At 59.0% G+C, this 14669-nt stretch carries 15 protein-coding genes and 1 pseudogene; 3 read left to right on the top strand and 13 right to left on the bottom strand.

Going from position 1 to position 14669, the window contains the following annotated elements; all coding sequences use genetic code 11:
* The 6 genes from pip to ACP7B1_RS24050 all read right to left on the bottom strand — a co-directional run bounded on the left by pip (position 1) and on the right by ACP7B1_RS24050 (position 5399).
* Entirely contained in the window at positions 1-990 is a 990-nt protein-coding gene (gene pip, locus ACP7B1_RS24075) for a prolyl aminopeptidase (RefSeq protein ID WP_346308437.1), read from the bottom strand.
* An 83-nt stretch (positions 991-1073) separates the two neighbouring features.
* The gene (locus ACP7B1_RS24070) at positions 1074-1700 is read right to left on the bottom strand and encodes a nucleoside triphosphate hydrolase (RefSeq protein ID WP_346308438.1); all 627 of its coding nucleotides are present in this window, start codon (positions 1698-1700) and stop codon (positions 1074-1076) included.
* A 20-nt stretch (positions 1701-1720) separates the two neighbouring features.
* Positions 1721-2410: a D-lyxose/D-mannose family sugar isomerase gene (locus tag ACP7B1_RS24065; protein ID WP_223614605.1), complete on the bottom strand. Its 690-nt coding sequence runs from the start codon at positions 2408-2410 to the stop codon at positions 1721-1723.
* Positions 2411-2426: 16 nt separating this feature from the next.
* Complete coding sequence (locus ACP7B1_RS24060; RefSeq protein ID WP_223614606.1) at positions 2427-3206, bottom strand: ATP-binding cassette domain-containing protein; 780 nt, start codon at positions 3204-3206, stop codon at positions 2427-2429.
* A complete protein-coding gene (locus ACP7B1_RS24055; RefSeq protein WP_288194435.1) occupies positions 3206-4288 on the bottom strand; it encodes an ABC transporter permease in 1083 nt (360 codons plus the stop codon). The genes ACP7B1_RS24060 and ACP7B1_RS24055 overlap by 1 nt, the downstream gene beginning before the upstream one ends.
* A gap of 94 nt (positions 4289-4382) precedes the next feature.
* Entirely contained in the window at positions 4383-5399 is a 1017-nt protein-coding gene (locus tag ACP7B1_RS24050) for a sugar ABC transporter substrate-binding protein (protein WP_346308439.1), read from the bottom strand.
* Between the two features lie 313 nt (positions 5400-5712).
* Between ACP7B1_RS24050 and ACP7B1_RS24045 the strand changes: the two genes are divergently transcribed.
* The 3 genes from ACP7B1_RS24045 to ACP7B1_RS24035 are packed head-to-tail and all read left to right on the top strand — an operon-like array spanning position 5713 to position 8239.
* Complete coding sequence (locus ACP7B1_RS24045) at positions 5713-6861, top strand: ROK family transcriptional regulator (RefSeq protein WP_223614608.1); 1149 nt, start codon at positions 5713-5715, stop codon at positions 6859-6861.
* Positions 6862-6863: 2 nt separating this feature from the next.
* Complete coding sequence (locus ACP7B1_RS24040; protein ID WP_223614926.1) at positions 6864-7310, top strand: RbsD/FucU family protein; 447 nt, start codon at positions 6864-6866, stop codon at positions 7308-7310.
* The gene (locus ACP7B1_RS24035; RefSeq protein ID WP_426137386.1) at positions 7307-8239 is read left to right on the top strand and encodes a carbohydrate kinase family protein; all 933 of its coding nucleotides are present in this window, start codon (positions 7307-7309) and stop codon (positions 8237-8239) included. The genes ACP7B1_RS24040 and ACP7B1_RS24035 overlap by 4 nt, the downstream gene beginning before the upstream one ends.
* Before the next feature lie 15 nt (positions 8240-8254).
* On the opposite strand, the gene ACP7B1_RS24030 is transcribed toward ACP7B1_RS24035, so the two are convergent.
* The 7 genes and pseudogenes from ACP7B1_RS24030 to ACP7B1_RS24000 form a co-directional block, all read right to left on the bottom strand.
* On the bottom strand, positions 8255-8650 hold the full coding sequence (locus ACP7B1_RS24030) for a type II toxin-antitoxin system VapC family toxin (protein WP_346306546.1): 396 nt from the start codon (positions 8648-8650) through the stop codon (positions 8255-8257).
* Positions 8650-8889: a type II toxin-antitoxin system VapB family antitoxin gene (locus tag ACP7B1_RS24025; protein WP_346306547.1), complete on the bottom strand. Its 240-nt coding sequence runs from the start codon at positions 8887-8889 to the stop codon at positions 8650-8652. Before ACP7B1_RS24025 ends, ACP7B1_RS24030 begins: the two co-directional genes overlap by 1 nt.
* A 76-nt stretch (positions 8890-8965) precedes the next feature.
* On the bottom strand, positions 8966-10570 hold the full coding sequence (locus tag ACP7B1_RS24020; protein WP_223614610.1) for an ABC transporter ATP-binding protein: 1605 nt from the start codon (positions 10568-10570) through the stop codon (positions 8966-8968).
* A 1-nt stretch (position 10571) separates the two neighbouring features.
* Positions 10572-11702: an ABC transporter permease subunit gene (locus ACP7B1_RS24015; protein WP_346306548.1), complete on the bottom strand. Its 1131-nt coding sequence runs from the start codon at positions 11700-11702 to the stop codon at positions 10572-10574.
* Complete coding sequence (oppB, locus tag ACP7B1_RS24010; RefSeq protein WP_105733698.1) at positions 11695-12618, bottom strand: oligopeptide ABC transporter permease OppB; 924 nt, start codon at positions 12616-12618, stop codon at positions 11695-11697. The genes ACP7B1_RS24015 and oppB overlap by 8 nt, the downstream gene beginning before the upstream one ends.
* Before the next feature lie 82 nt (positions 12619-12700).
* Positions 12701-14299 (bottom strand): peptide ABC transporter substrate-binding protein, encoded by a 1599-nt coding sequence (locus tag ACP7B1_RS24005; protein WP_346306549.1) that lies wholly within the window; start codon positions 14297-14299, stop codon positions 12701-12703.
* Between the two features lie 58 nt (positions 14300-14357).
* Positions 14358-14669 (bottom strand): annotated as a pseudogene (locus tag ACP7B1_RS24000) (peptide ABC transporter substrate-binding protein); the annotation flags it as partial.

Below are 14669 nucleotides of genomic sequence, written 5' to 3'. Positions count from 1 at the left end.
TCAAATGCCGACCGCACCATTTAATGACCCGCGTGCAAACCGGTCCGTTGCGGCGATAATGGCGTCCGTCATGCCGGGACTGGTTGGGGAATGGCCCGCATTGGGCACGATGACAAGCGTGCCATCCGGCCAGGCCCTCGATAACTCCCACGCGGTGACAAGCGGCGCTTCAAGGTCGAAACGGCCCTGAATCATGACACCAGGAATTGCCTTCAACAGACTGGCTTGGTTCAATAAAATACGGTCTTCCAGCCAGGCATTGTGATGGAAATAATGGGTGATGATGCGGGCGCGTGCCAGGATATAGCGATCATCCGACCATTTCGGTGACAGTTTTGCCGTCGGATCAACCAGGATGGATGCAGACTCCCATGCATGCCAGTCGCGCGCCGCCTGCAAACGGATGGCGGGATCCGCACCGTTGAGCAGGCGATAATAGGCAGCGACAAGATCGTCATCGGGCTCATCGCTATCCAGCCCGGCTCCTCGCCGGAAATGCGCCCATTGCTCGGGAAACAGCGGAGCGATGCCGCGATAGAGCCAATCGATCTCGGATCGCCGCGTCGTCGTCACCCCTGCCAGCACCAAAGCCAGGACACGCTCCGGATAGGCCTCGGCATAGGCAAGCCCTAATGTGCAACCCCATGACATGCCGAACAGAAGCCAATGCCCGATATCAAAATGGGTGCGCAAACATTCGATATCCCTCAACACATGTTCCGTCGTGTTCACGGACATATCAGTCTGGGGATCGCTGGCATGCGGTATGCTGCGTCCGCAGCCCCGCTGATCGAACAGGATGATGCGGTAGCGTTCTGGATCGAAGAAGCGCCGCGCGTTTGCGGACGAGCCGGAACCCGGCCCGCCGTGCAAGACAAGAGCTGGAATTCCCCGCGGGTTGCCGCAGGCTTCCCAATGGATTTCGTTGCCATCACCGACGGCGAACATGCCGTGGTCGTAAGGTTCAATCTCTGGATAGAGGCTGTTCATCATCGTGCCTGCATGTGGCGAATCTTCTCGCCGGGGAAGGACAGCTCATTGCCTTTCCCTGTTACAGTCAAATGACAATGGCTTTAATTGACGACCGTGTAGTCAGCGGGGCGCGAGGCAGAGAGCACAAGGTCGGCATTGGGTATGTCATTCGACAGGGCACGCTGCTGTGCCGAGCCGACATTATAGCCATAGCCCAGCCACCGCTGCACAAGGCGGTTTTCCATTTCCACACGATCCACCTGCAGGAATACGGTGAGGTCGAAAAGCGGAGCCAGCCGGTCCCAGGGCGACTGATCCAGAAGAAGATAGTTCCCCTCGACCAGAAGAATGCGCTGATCGCCTCTGACCACGGCAGCGCCCGCCCGTGCGAGATCGAGCTTGCGGTCAAAGAGCGGAATGACGACATTGTCTTCCCCTGCCCTGAGCCGTTTCAACAGCACTTCCAGGCCGGCGCAGTCGAAGGTTGGCGGCGATCCCTTGCGCTTGCGCTGGTCGCGTGCGTCGAGGATGGCATTGTCGAGATGGAAACCGTCCATGGGCACCACGACGGCAGCATTGGCCTCGCGCGTGTTGATTGCTGCGGAGATAGCGGCGGAAACCGTGGATTTGCCGGCCCCGGGGGGGCCGGCAATGGCAACGATCAAACGTTTGGTTTCGGCAGCGCGGGCCAGAATGGCCGTCACCAGGTCATCGATCGCTATAATCATTGTGCTGTCCGCGGGATGGCTCAGGCAAGCCATTTGTCATAATCGGAAACCAGAAGATGCACCGGTGCTTCGTCCTCTTCAATCGAAGAGAAGCGGCCGATCGGCTCGCGGAAGATATTGTCGGTCAGGTCGTCATTGACCGTGGAAACCTCGCCGATCAGGACGTCGCCGCCCTCGCCCCAGAATGCGTGCCAGTTTCCCGGCAGCAGCGTGACGCTTTCGCCCGGCTGCAGCTTTAGCAGGCCGCCGGCTTTCAGCGTGACGATACGCCCGTCCGTTGCCACTTCCACATCCGTCTTCTCGTCGACGCTGCCATCGGCATTCGAGTTGAACAGTTCAAGCACGAGCGTGCCGCCGCCGCGGTTGATGATGTCCTCGGCCTTGACGATATGGCGGTGCATCGGCGAGAGCTGCTTTTCGCGGGAGATCATGATCTTTTCCGCATAGAGCATGCCGCCGCCTTTTTTCAGGTCTGCCTGATTGCCGTTGCGGGTGGTGAAGAGGAACAGGCCGAGTTCATCGAACTTGCCCTGTCCATAGTCGGTGATATCCCAGCCGAGCCTGGCATCGAGAATGGCCCTGGAATCGCTTGAGGTGCGGGCCTTCAGCTCTTCCGGCGACCAGTAGGCGAAAGGCGGCATGACATAGCCGAACGAGCGGATGAACTTGTCGCTTTCACGGATGATCGCGTTGACTTCTGAGCGTTTCATTTTTCAATTCTGTCCTTCATGCAGCAAGACTGGCGGGTGGTTCCTTGGCGCCGGTCATGAATGCCACGGCATCCGACATGCTGTATTCCTTCGGGTCGATGACACAAAGGCGTTTGCCAAGCCGGTGAATGTGGATGCGGTCCGCCACTTCGAAAACATGTGGCATATTGTGCGAGATCAGCACAATCGGCAATCCGCGCTTTTTCACATCCTGGATGAGCTCGAGAACGCGGCGTGACTCCTTGACGCCGAGCGCCGCCGTCGGTTCGTCCATGATCACGACCTTGGAGCCGAAGGCCGCCGCGCGCGCCACGGCGACACCCTGCCGCTGGCCGCCGGAGAGCGTTTCCACCGCCTGGCTGATGTTCTGAATGGTCATCAAGCCAAGCTCGGTCAGCTTGTCACGGGCCTGCTTTTCCATGGTCTTGCGGTCAAGCATGCGCAGCCAGCTGCCCAGAATGCCCGGCTTGCGGATTTCGCGGCCGAGAAACATGTTGTCCGCGATGGAAAGTGCCGGCGACAGGGCAAGGTTCTGATAGACGGTTTCGATCCCGGCATCGCGCGCTTCCATCGGAGAGCGGAAATGGATCGGCTTGCCATCGAGCGTGATCTCGCCCTCGTCGGGATGAACCGCACCGGAAATCGCCTTGATCAGCGAGGATTTTCCCGCGCCGTTGTCGCCGATGACGGCGAGGACTTCGCCGGCATAAAGATCGAAATCCGCATGATCGAGCGCGGTCACGCGGCCGTACCGCTTGACCAGGCCGCGGGCGGTGAGAATGGGTTGCGGTGTCATCAGCCTGCTACCTTTCTGATCCACTGATCGATTGCCACGGCCGTGATGATCAGGACGCCGATCATCAGATAGGTCCATTGGACATCCGTGCCGTACATGCGCATGCCGAAGGAGAACACGCCGACGATCAGCGCGCCGAACAGCATGCCGAGGATGGAACCGCGTCCGCCGAAGAGCGACATGCCGCCGATAACCACCGCAGTGATGGATTCGATATTGGCAAACTGGCCGACCTGCGGTGACACCGAACCGTTGCGGCCGATCTGGGCCCAACCGGCGAGCGCACAGATGAAACCGGCCAGCACGTAGACGGAAATCAGCACGCGCTTGGTCCTGACGCCCGCCAGTTCCGCCGCTTCCGGATCATCGCCGATCGCATAGAGATGGCGGCCCCAGGCGGTGTGGTTCAGCACGTACCAGAGAATGGCGATCAGAAGGATCATGGCGAATACGCCATAGGTGAAGGTGGCGCTGCCGATCTGGATTTTTTCGCCGAAGAACTGCAGCATGCGCGCCTTCGCTTCGATGTCCTGCGCCCGGATCGTTTCGTTGGCCGAGTAGATATAGGTCGTGGCCAGAAAGATCTGCCACGTGCCGAGCGTGACGATGAAGGGAGGCAGTTTCACATAGGCGATGAGAATGCCGTTGATGAGACCGCACAATCCGCCGAGGGCGACACCGCACAGGATGGAAAGTTCGACAGGCAGTCCATAACGGAAGGTGAACTGGCCCATGACAACCGATGTGAGGACCATGATCGCGCCGACGGAAAGGTCGATACCGGCGGTCAGGATCACCAGGGTCTGGGCGGCGCCGACAATGCCGACGATCGCGACCTGCTGCAGGATCAGCGACAGGGCAAAGGGTGTGAAAAAGCGCGAACCGACAATAATGGCGAAAACCGCCAGCGACAGAACGAGAACGATCAGCGGTACCGCTGCCGGGCTCGAATGAAGAAAATGGCGCGTCCGCTCGACCAGGCTTTTCTGCTCGCCGTCGAAACTGGCGATGGCTGTGGCGCTCTGTGTCAGAACGCGCTCGAATTCCTGCTTGGGTTGTGATCCCGGATTGGCTTCGTTCATGGGTTGGTTCCCCCAAAATTTGCGCAGCTCAGAGAGGACGGTTTTACACCGTCCTCTCACTGTTTGCTGGCTTTTCTGTCAAATCAGGGCGCGATCAGCCCCAGCACTTGGCAAGGCCGCTTTTCACGTCGATGGACTCGACGCCCTTGACCGGCTTGTCCGTCACCAGGGAAACGCCCGTATCAAAGAAGCTCTTGCCTGCCGTCGGCTTCGGCTTTTCGCCGGTATCGGCGAACTTCTTGATTGCCTCGATGCCGAGCGAAGCCATCATCAGCGGATACTGCTGCGAGGTTGCGCCGATGATACCGGCTTCGACATTCTTCACGCCCGGGCAGCCGCCGTCGATGGACACCAGAAGGACGCCCTTGTCCTTGCCGAATGCCTTCAGTGCTTCGTAGGCACCGGCCGCGGCCGGTTCATTGATCGTGTGAACGACGTTGATGCCAGGATCTTTCTGCAGAAGGTTTTCCATTGCCTTGCGGCCGCCTTCTTCATTGCCGTTGGTAACGTCATGGCCGACAATGCGCGGGTCTGTTTCGTCGCCGATCTTGTTGATGTCGACCACGTCAATGCCAAAGCCCTTCATGAAACCCTGATCGCGCAGGACATCGACCGATGGCTGCGAGGGTGTCAGGTCAAGGAAGGCAATTTTTGCATCCTTGGCCTTGTCGCCCAACGTTTCAGCGGCCCACTTGCCGACGAGTTCGCCCGCCAGAAGATTGTCCGTGGCAAATGTTGCGTCTGCCGCATCGATCGGATCAAGCGGTGTATCGAGTGCAATGACGAGGACGCCGGCATCGCGGGCCTGCTTGACCGACGAAACAATGCCGGCCGTGTCTGATGCGGTGATCAGGATGCCCTTGGCACCATCGGCGATGCAGGTTTCAATCGCGGCCACCTGGCTTTCGCTGTCGCCGTCGATCTTGCCGGCATAGGTCTTGAGGTCGACGCCGAGTTCCTTTGCCTTGGCAACGGCGCCCTCTTTCATCTTGACGAAGAACGGATTGGTGTCCGTCTTGGTGATCAGGCAGGCGCCGACGCCTGCAGCCTGTGCCGGAGCGGCAAAGGCGGCGATGGCCACAACGGCGGCACCAAGAATGGTTGATTTCAGATAAATGCTTCTGCGCATGTCACTACCTCCCAGAGTTTGATCGTAATACGACGCGCTGCCGGTGGGCAGCCCTACTTTCGCATGAACACCTCGGACAGTTATCCTCCCGGCCAAGTGCTACCCTAGGAAATACCAGCCTCGCCAAGCTGTCAACATTAATAAATCACTCTTATTTATTATTGACAGGTTTGCCTGATGGCTCCATTGTCGCGCCGATATCAGGGAGGACGTCCTTTTGGGCATCAGACTATCGGAGCGCCACGGTCCGGGAGGAACACGGCCGCCGCTTCATCAGGGAACAAACCAGAGCGGCATGCGCGACCACAATGAGCGGGTCGTGCTTTCGCTGTTGCGCCAGCACGGCAGCCTTGCCAAAACAGCCATTGCGCGGATGACAGGACTTTCGGCGCAGACAATCTCGATCATCATGCGCATGCTGGAAGCCGACGAGCTGCTTTCGCGCGAAGAGCCGCTGCGCGGCCGCATCGGCCAGCCGCTCATTCCCATGTCGCTCAATCCGGAGGGTGCCTTCTTCCTCGGCCTGAAGATCGGGCGGCGCAGTGCGGATCTGGTGTTGATCGATTTTGTCGGGCGTATCCGGTCTATGCTGCATATGCCCTATGCCTATCCCACGCCGGATTCGGTCCTGGCTTTCACCAGGGATGGCATCGCGACGATGCTGGATGGCCTTGACGCGAAGCAGCGTTCGAAGGTTGCCGGTCTTGGCATAGCCGCGCCGTTCGAACTGTGGAAATGGGCCGATACAGTCGGGGCGCCGCAGGAAATCCTCGATCAGTGGCGCCAGTCCGATATCAAGGCATCCATTGCCGCCATCTGCGATTTTCCGGTCTATCTGCAGAATGACATCACGGCCGCCTGCGGTGCGGAGCTTGTCTTCGGCGAGACAAAAGACCTCAATGATTTCGTCTATTTCTATATCGGCTCGTTCATCGGCGGCGGTATCGTCATCAATGGCAGCCTCTATGCGGGGCGCAGCGGCAATGCCGGCGCGCTCGGTTCCATGCCGGTGCCCGGTCCCGACGGGACCACGCAGCAGCTGATCGACATTGCATCGATCACCGCGCTGGAGCGCATCGTCACCGGCCTTGGCCGCGATCCCTCCCCGCTGTGGACCTCGCCCGATGATTGGGGCCCGATGGGTGAGGAATTGGACGGTTGGATCGACCGTTCGGGCAAGGCCATTGCGCAGGCTGTGATTGCCGCCGCGTCGGTTGTCGATTTTGAAGCGGCCGTTATCGATGGCTGGATGCCCGCGCACGTGCGTGCACGGATCGTCGATGCCGTGCGCACCCATGTCGGAACATTCGATCTGGAGGGGATCGAGCTGCCCGTCATTGTCGAAGGCTCGGTCGGCATTCATGCCAGAGCGCTCGGGGCCGCCAGCCTTGCCCTGTCGGACCGGTTCCTCATCGGACAGAAAATATTCAGAAAGGTCGATTGAACGTGCTGATTGGTATTCCGCCCATCCTGGGCCCGGAGCTTCTCGCGACCTTGCGTGCCATGGGCCATGGCGACGAAATCGCGCTGGTCGACGGCAATTATCCGGCGCTGGAACATGCCCGGCGGCTGATCCGGGCCGATGGCCTGCCGCTGATTCCCATCCTCGATGCGATCCTGCAGGTCATGCCGGTGGATGATTTCGTGCCGCACGCGCTGTTCCGCGCAACGGTGAAGGGAAATCCCGATCTCCTTGATCCGGTGCACGAGGAAATGAGCGAAGTCTGTGCGCGCCGCGCCCCCGGATTTTCGCTCTTGCCGCTGGTCGGTGATGCGTTCTACACACGGGTGAAGGATGCCCACACCATCATCGCGACAAGCGAACCAAGGCTTTACGGCAATATCATCGTCCGCAAGGGCGTCATTTATCCATCGAAAGAAACTGACAAATGATTCTATGTTGTGGTGAAGCGCTGATCGACATGTTGCCGCGCACGAGCGAAGCGGGTGAACCGGCTTTTGCGCCCTATGTCGGCGGCGCGGTTTTCAATACGGCCATTGCCTTGGGCCGCCTCGGCGTGCCGACCGAATTCTATTCCGGCGTTTCCTCGGATTTCTTCGGTCAGATGCTGCGTGAAAGCCTGGCGGCCAACCATGTCGGCACGCGCTACGCGCATATTTCGCCGCAGCCCACGACGCTTGCCTTCGTGCGCCTGACCGACGGCCAGGCCAGCTACACCTTCTACGACGAGAACAGTGCCGGGCGTTCACTCGCCCTCGGCGATCTGCCGGCGCTGGAGGACAATGTCACGACGCTGCAGTTCGGCGCGATCAGCCTCATTCCGGAACCCTGCGGCTCGACCTATGAAGCGCTGATGGCGCGCGAGCATGAAAAGCGCGTCATCGTTCTCGACCCCAACATCCGGCCGGGCTTTATTCCCGACAAGGAAAAGCATCTGGCGCGCATGCGCCGCATGATCGCCATGAGCGATATCGTCAAGATTTCCGATGAGGATATGCGCTGGTTCGGTGAAAGCGGCACGATGGAAGAGATTGCACGGCGCTGGATTGTCCCGGCATCGCAGCATGGCCCGAAGCTCATTCTCGTCACCCATGGTGCCGATGGCGTGACCGGCTATACATCTGAGCTGGCCGTGCACGTGGCGGCACAGAAGGTTGCAGTTGTCGATACGGTCGGCGCCGGCGATACGTTCACGGCGGGCGTCCTCACCTCGCTGCAGGAAGCCGGCCTTCTGGCCAAAGCTGCGCTGACGTCGCTTGAGGAAGGGCAAATCCGCGAGGCCTTGCTGCTCGGTGTGAAGGCGTCTGCTGTCACCGTATCGCGCGCCGGAGCAAATCCGCCTTGGCGGTCTGAGCTTTAACGAGAGCGGGCCGTTTCAAGCAACTTCTATATCGGTATGGGGGAAATCATTTCCCTTGAAGAGGAGCGGCAAGTTGTTCGCCTTTGCGCAGGCATAGGCGAAACAATCGCCCATATTGAGGTCCGCCCTGTGGCGGCCTCGGCCATATCTGCCGGATGCCTTGATGGCCTCCTTCCCCACGCTGGCTGTGATGTCGAGGATTGTTGCCTGTGTCTCTTCAATAAATGCTTCAACCAGTTCTTCCGCCACATCTATCGGGCAGGCCCTTTTGCGGGCCAGACCCGTTACCGCTTCGTAGGTCACGACGGGTGATATGTAGATTGCTGATGCTTGGGCCAACCGCGCCGACAGTGACAAAGCGTCGTCTTCATTGCCGATTATCGCAATGATGGCTGATGCATCGATGAACATCAGAGATCTCCGGAAAGATCATCAAAGAAGGCTTTGTCGGCTTCCTCACCAGTCGTGGGATAAGCCTGGTAGCGTTCGGAAAGCGCCGCCAGCCTCTCCTGCAAGGGAGTTTTTCTCGCGGTGCGATTGTACTCATTCACAACGGCCTCACGAATAGCATCCGTGAGGCTTGTGTTTTTAAGTTTCGCGAGCCGCCGAACCGCAGCATCTGTGGTCTCGTCTTTGACGGAAAAAGCCATTCTATAACTCGTCGTCTATATGGATATACACTTCGATCTATAAAATGAACTTTTTCTGTTGCAAATGCAAGCCGCACTAATCCAAATCGAATGCGGCGCCGATCAGCGTCTTGGTATAATCGTGCTGCGGCGCATCGAAAATATCGTCGGTCTGGCCTTCCTCGACGATCTTGCCGCTCTTCATCACGATCACATAGTCGGACATCGCCTTGATGACTGCGAGATCGTGACTGATGAAGATGTAGGACAGATCGTGCTTGGCCTGCAGGTCGCGCAGAAGTTCGATCACCTGACCCTGCACAGACCGGTCGAGCGCCGAGGTCGGTTCATCGAGAATGACGACTTTCGGCTTGAGGATCATGGCGCGCGCGATGGCGATGCGTTGCCGTTGTCCCCCGGAAAACTCGTGCGGATAGCGGTTGCGAGCGCCGGGATCGAGCCCCACTTCCTTGAGTGCCGCAATGGCACGCTTGTCGCGGTCGGCGCGTGACAGTTGCGGCTCGTGGATGAGCAGGCCTTCGGTGATGATTTCGCCCACTGTCTGGCGTGGCGAAAGCGAGCCGTAGGGATCCTGGAACACCAGCTGCAATTCCCGGCGCAGCGGCCGCATGGCAGCGCGATCAAAGCCGGAAATGTTCTTGTTTTCAAAATGATACTGGCCATTGCTCGGCAGAAGCCGCAGGAGCGCCCGGCCGAGCGTTGACTTTCCGGAGCCGGATTCACCGACAATGCCGATGGTTTGCCGCTGCTTGAGCCGGACCGTTACACCGTCCACCGCGCGGAAGCGCGTGTGTGCGCTGGTGAAGAAACCGCCGCCAATGGCGAAGTCGACCGTGACATTGCGCCCTTCCAGCATGATCGGCGCCTTGTCTTCCGGCGCCGACTTGCTGCCGCTGGGCTCCGCGGCCAGCAGCATCTTGGTATAGTCTTCCTGCGGGCGTTCAAAGATGTCCTTGATCGTCCCTTTTTCGACGACCTCGCCGCGCCGCATGACAACCACGCGCTCGGCAAAATGTTTGACCACGCCAAGATCATGGGTGATCAGCACGATGGCCATGCCGAACCGCTTCTGCAAATCGCGCAGGAGATCAAGAATCTGGGCCTGGATCGTCACGTCGAGCGCGGTGGTCGGCTCATCGGCAATCAGAAGATCCGGTTCGTTGGCAAGCGCCATGGCAATCATGACGCGCTGACGCTGACCGCCGGACATTTCGTGCGGGTAGCTGTTGATGCGCCGTTCCGGTTCGGGAATGCCGACAAGCTTCAACAGTTCGAGCACGCGCACCTTCGCCTGCTTGAAGCTGACACCCTTGTGGTGGACGATGGGCTCGGCAATCTGTCGCCCGATTGTGTAAAGCGGGTCGAGCGAGGTCATGGGCTCCTGGAAAATCATGGTGATTTTCGAGCCGCGCACCTCGTTGAGCGCCTTGGTCGACAGGCCGACCAGCTCCTTGCCGCGATATTTTGCCGAGCCGGCCACGCGGCCGTTCTGCGCCAGGAGACCCATGATGCCCATCATGGTCTGGCTCTTGCCGGAGCCGGATTCCCCAACGACGGCCAGCGTTTCGCCGGGAAGAACATCGAGATCGATGCCCTTGACGGCATTGACGTCGCCGTCCGGCGTGGTGAAGTCGACTTTCAGTCCGCGCACGGACAATACTGCATCTTTGTTGTCCGTCATTTCAGCGGTCCTTCGGGTCGAGTGCATCACGCAGGCCGTCACCGATGAAGTTCAGCGAGAACAGGGTGACGACAAAGAAAATGGCAGGGAAAATCAGCAACCATGGTGCAGATTGCATCTTGTTTGCACCTTCGGAAATCAGCGCGCCCCAACTGGTCAGCGGCGCCTGAACACCGAGACCGAGGAAGGACAGGAAGCTTTCCAGAAGGATGACTTTCGGAACCACGACCGTGACGAAGACGATGACGGGACCAATCGTATTGGGAATGATGTGCCGGCGGATGATCTGCCAGTCGGTCAACCCCAGGGCCTGCGCCGCACCGATGAATTCGCGGCGTTTCAGGGCAAGGGTCTGACCGCGCACAATGCGTGCCATATCAAGCCATTCCACGGCACCGATCACCAGAAAGATCAGGATAAAACTGCGCCCGAAGAAGACGACGAGCACCACGACGAGAAACACGAACGGCAGGGAATAGAGAATCTCGATCAGGCGCATCATCACATTGTCGACACGCCCGCCGATGTAACCGGAGATGGCGCCGTAGGTTACGCCGACAGCCAGTGAAACAAGGCTGGCAAGGAACCCGACGGCCAGCGAAATCTGCCCGCCGAGCATGATGCGGGCCAGCATGTCGCGGCCGTTGGCGTCGGTGCCGAAGAAGAAGTATTCGCGATTGACATTGCCTGACAGCTTCAGCGTTTTGCCGTCGTCTTCCGTGGCCGCCACCTTCGTCCCCTGAAACTCGTTCGCCCGGTCGAAATAGCGGGTCGCCCGCGGATCGATCGGCTGGTCCGAATGAATGGTTGCGGTGAAGGTGTTGCCGTCGACGGCAAATTCCTTCAGCTGCACCCGCGCACGACTTGCCACGCCTGCCATCACCTCGCCGAGGGTATCGGCCTTCGGCAAGGCTTCAAGGCTCGGCGGGATGGTGACGTAGGACGGGAATACCTGATCGTAGGTATGACTGAGGAAATAGGGTCCGAAGAAGGAAAAGAGGGTGATGAAGAACAGCACCACGCAGCCGGCCATCGCCGCACGGTTGCGGCGGAAGCGGAGCGTTGCCAGCTGAAACAGGCTGCGCCCCTGGGTTTCCTTCTCGGGGATGCTTGTTGTCGATATATCAGTCATGGCGAACCCTCGGATCAAGAAGGCCGTACAGAATATCGACCACAAGATTGAAAACGATGACGAAAATCGCCACGAGAACGACCGTTCCCATCACGAGCGTGTAATCGCGATTGATGGCACCCAGCACGAAATAGCGGCCGACGCCGGGAATGGTAAAGATGGTTTCGACCACGGCGGAACCGGTCAGCAGCGCGGCGGCGCAGGGCGCGAGATAGGAGACAACCGGCAGGAGTGCCCCGCGCATGGCATGGGTGATGACGACGGTCCTTGGCGGCAATCCGTAGGCACGCGCCGTGCGGATGTGATCGGTATGCAGGCCTTCGATCATCGAGCCGCGCGTGAGACGGGCAAAGACGGCCAGCTGCGGCAGCGCCAGCGCAATCATCGGCAATATCAGGAAGCGCCACGATCCGTCACCCCAGCCACCCGCGGGCAAAAGGGACAACAGTACCGCGAAAATCAGGGTGAGCACCGGGCCCACGACGAAATTGGGTACCGTCACGCCGATTGTCGCGACGGACATGATGAGGAAATCGAGGAAACTGTTCTGGCGCAAAGCCGCGATCGTTCCGACAATGACCCCGCCGAAGAGTGCAAGGAGCAAGGCATAGAATCCAAGTTCCACCGAGTAAGGCAGGCCTTTGCCGATCAGCTCGGCGATCGTGTTGTCCTTGTAGATGTAGCTGGGGCCGAAATCGCCGGTCACTGCATTCTTGAGATATTGCAGGTACTGGTTCCAGAGCGGCTGATCGAGATGGTAGGCCTTCATCAGGTTTTCCATCGTCGCCGGCGGCAGCGGTCTTTCAAGGTTGAAGGGACCGCCCGGTGCAAACCGCATCAGGAAGAACGAAATGGTGACGACAATGAACAATGTCGGCACTGCACTCGCCAGTCGGCGAAGGACGAAATGAAACATGGAGATATACTCTCTCTTCTGTGCAGCTTCCGCAGCAGCTGCACCTACTCACTCAATTAGACCGTTGCGTTCAGGACAGAAATCATTCCGCAAGGCTCAGATATTTGCTCAGGTGTTCGTTGGTTGGATTGTCGCCCCAGCCTTTGATCCGCTTGGAGATGAGCCAGATGTTGGCGCTGTTCATCAGCGATGCGATGGGCTCGTCCCGGGTCAGCAGGGCTTCCGCCGCATGCAAGATCTTCGACCGGGCTGCGGGATCGCGCTCGTCATAGGATTTCTTCATCAGCGCGTCATATTCCGGGTTGTTGTAGTGCCCGTAGTTGAATGTCTTGTTGCTGCTGACATTCAGGGCCAGGAAATTTTCCGCATCGGCATAATCGGCAAACCAGCTGGCCCGGGCAACGTTGAACTTGCCGCCCTCCTGCAGGTAGGCATAGTGCGACGACACGTCGAGGTTCATCAGGGTCACGTTGGCGCCGAACGCCTTCTTCCACATGTCGGCGACAGCTGTTGCCACCCGTTCATGGTTGGCGTTGGTGTTGTAGCGGATCTCGATGTTGAGCGGCTTGCCGCCCGGACCGTAGCCCGCCTCTTTCATCAGCGCGACAGCCTTGTCGTCGCGGTCGAGCTGCGACATGTCGGCAAAGGCCGCCTTGGACGGTTCGCCATAGGTGGCAAGACCGGGCGGCACGAGCGAATAGGTCGGCAGTTGCGCGCCGCTGTAGATTTCCTTGGCGAGGAAGTCGCGATCAACCGACATGGAGAGTGCGTTGCGCACGCGCACATCGTTGAAGGGCTCGGTGCGCGTGTCGAAGGCATAATAATAGGTGGCGAGCGCCGGGGTCACATGCACCTGATCGCCCCAGGATTTGCGCAGGCGCTCGATCTGGTCCGCCGAGAAATTGTAGACCGTGTCGAGTTCCCCGGCTTCAAAGCGCCGGACCGCCGCTGCATCATCTTCCAACGGATAGAAGATGACCTTGTCCAGTTTGACATTGGCCGCATCCCAGTAATTGGGGTTCTTGCCGACGGTCAGGTGATCGTTGAGCACATGGTCGACAAGCTGGAAGGCGCCGTTCGACACCATCTTGCCGGGTTTGACGAAATCCGGGCCATTCTTCTCAAAACTGGCCTTGTTGATGGGCAACGCCGTCTGGTGCGCCATCAGCTGGATGAAGAAGGGCGTCGCCCGCTCGAGCGTAATCTCGACGGTCTTGGCATCGACGGCCTTCACGCCAAGCTGATCGAGCGGCAATTCACCCTTGTTGATCTTTTCCGCATTCTTGATGGGATAAAGGATATTGGCGTATTTGGCCGCCGTCTTCGGATCCTCGATGCGGCGATAGGAGAAGACAAAGTCTTCCGCTGTGACCGGCGTGCCATCCGACCAGTTGGCATTGGCGCGAAGCTTGAATGTATAGACCGTGCCGTCATCCGATACCGTCCAGCTTTCCGCCGCACCCGGTATGATGGCGCCCTTGGCATCGTAGACGGTCAACCCTTCGTAGAGGTCCTTTACGACAAAGGCCTCGATATCGATGGATGTCTGGGATTGGTCGAGCGTATTGGGTTCGCCCGCATTGCCCCGGTGCAGGACCGCTTCGGCGAGGGCGGGACTTGCGGCAAGCGTCAGCGTGCCAAGCAGGATTGCGGTGCGCAGACTGAACTTAATAGACATCATTTACCGTCCTTTCCCTCATTGATTCAGGCGCATCGCGCTGGCGGCGGCGCGCACGCGATTACTGTTCAAGGCTCAGATATTTGCTCAGATGGTCGTTGGTGCCGTTGTCCTTCCAGCCCTTGACGCGGTTGGAGACGAGCCAGAGCTGGCCGAAATTCATCATCGGCGCGACGGGCTGTTCCTGCAGGACCAGTGTTTCGGCTTCATGCAGAATCTTGGCGCGGGCCGCGGGGTCTTTTTCGTCGTAGGATTTCTTGACCAGGGCATCGAAGTCCGGATTGTTCCAGCGACCATAATTGAAGGTGGTGTTAGTGCTCAGATTGATCACCATGAAGTTCTCGGCATCGGCATAATCCGCGGTCCAGCCGGC

Source organism: Phyllobacterium sp. SL163, from assembly GCF_049896885.1.
GTDB classification, from domain to species: Bacteria; Pseudomonadota; Alphaproteobacteria; order Rhizobiales; family Rhizobiaceae; genus Phyllobacterium; species Phyllobacterium calauticae.
Note: the sequence above shows the minus strand (reverse complement) of the source record. Positions and strands in the feature narration are given on the sequence as shown.

Bases quoted from the DNA above. Each gene is read 5' to 3' on its own strand.
- ACP7B1_RS24055 (WP_288194435.1), bottom strand. From the start codon at position 4,288: ATGAACGAAGCCAATCCGGGATCACAACCCAAGCAGGAATTCGAGCGC.
- ACP7B1_RS24070 (WP_346308438.1), bottom strand. From the start codon at position 1,700: ATGATTATAGCGATCGATGACCTGGTGACGGCCATTCTGGCCCGCGCT.
- oppB (WP_105733698.1), bottom strand. From the start codon at position 12,618: ATGTTTCATTTCGTCCTTCGCCGACTGGCGAGTGCAGTGCCGACATTG.
- ACP7B1_RS24060 (WP_223614606.1), bottom strand. From the start codon at position 3,206: ATGACACCGCAACCCATTCTCACCGCCCGCGGCCTGGTCAAGCGGTAC.
- pip (WP_346308437.1), bottom strand. From the start codon at position 990: ATGAACAGCCTCTATCCAGAGATTGAACCTTACGACCACGGCATGTTC.
- ACP7B1_RS24030 (WP_346306546.1), bottom strand. From the start codon at position 8,650: ATGTTCATCGATGCATCAGCCATCATTGCGATAATCGGCAATGAAGAC.
- ACP7B1_RS24035 (WP_426137386.1), top strand. From the start codon at position 7,307: ATGATTCTATGTTGTGGTGAAGCGCTGATCGACATGTTGCCGCGCACG.
- ACP7B1_RS24005 (WP_346306549.1), bottom strand. From the start codon at position 14,299: ATGATGTCTATTAAGTTCAGTCTGCGCACCGCAATCCTGCTTGGCACG.
- ACP7B1_RS24045 (WP_223614608.1), top strand. From the start codon at position 5,713: ATGCGCGACCACAATGAGCGGGTCGTGCTTTCGCTGTTGCGCCAGCAC.
- ACP7B1_RS24015 (WP_346306548.1), bottom strand. From the start codon at position 11,702: ATGACTGATATATCGACAACAAGCATCCCCGAGAAGGAAACCCAGGGG.
- ACP7B1_RS24025 (WP_346306547.1), bottom strand. From the start codon at position 8,889: ATGGCTTTTTCCGTCAAAGACGAGACCACAGATGCTGCGGTTCGGCGG.
- ACP7B1_RS24065 (WP_223614605.1), bottom strand. From the start codon at position 2,410: ATGAAACGCTCAGAAGTCAACGCGATCATCCGTGAAAGCGACAAGTTC.
- ACP7B1_RS24020 (WP_223614610.1), bottom strand. From the start codon at position 10,570: ATGACGGACAACAAAGATGCAGTATTGTCCGTGCGCGGACTGAAAGTC.